Annotated in this window: 2 protein-coding genes; both read right to left on the bottom strand. The window is 42.8% G+C overall.

Translation table 11 applies throughout. The features are described from left to right. Window positions 1-161 (bottom strand): 3,4-dihydroxy-2-butanone-4-phosphate synthase (locus tag ACFINS_RS10430; protein ID WP_375706231.1); only part of this gene is annotated, 161 nt, incomplete at its 3' end. A gap of 3 nt (window positions 162-164) precedes the next feature. Beyond that, the coding region (locus ACFINS_RS10425) for a chorismate synthase (RefSeq protein ID WP_375706230.1) at window positions 165-691 on the bottom strand (527 nt) is incomplete at its 5' end.

The following is a 691-nucleotide window of genomic DNA, read 5'->3' as shown; positions in this document are numbered from 1 at the left end:
GTATGGCGAATGATAAATGCCATCTTTTCTTCTGTGCAATGGACAGCGGCAACAATCAAATCACCTTCGTTTTCACGATCATCATCATCTGTAACCACCACAATTTCACCGCGTTCAAAAGCGCGAAGTGCAGAAACAATTTTTTTTTGATCATACGTCATTATTCACCTTTTGAAGCACCCTACCTGGCCGCGATGCCTGAGATAATGATCCGCAAGAGCACAAGCTACCATTGCTTCACCAACAGGAACAGCACGAATCCCAACACATGGATCATGACGCCCCTTCGTTATAACATTTACATCATTACCATCAACATCAATTGAACGACGAGGAATCAAAATTGATGAAGTAGGCTTTACTGCAAAACGTGCAATAATCGGCTGTCCACTCGATATTCCGCCTACAATACCACCAGCGTGATTGGATAAAAAGAGCGGTTTTCCATCTCTCCCCATCCGCATTTCATCTGCATTTTCTCCCCCCGTCAAGCGTGCTGCTGCAAAACCATCACCTATTTCGACACCTTTCACCGCATTAATCGACATAAGTAATGATGCGATATCCTGATCAAGTTTTGCGTAAATAGGTGCTCCCAAACCTGCTGGAATATTTTCTGCAACAATCTCGACAACAGCACCAACAGATGAACCATTTTTATGAACCTTATCGATATAATCACTAAAAACCT

It is taken from the genome of Bartonella sp. AA2SXKL, assembly GCF_042197205.1.
GTDB lineage: Bacteria > Pseudomonadota > Alphaproteobacteria > Rhizobiales > Rhizobiaceae > Bartonella.
Note: the sequence above shows the minus strand (reverse complement) of the source record. Positions and strands in the feature narration are given on the sequence as shown.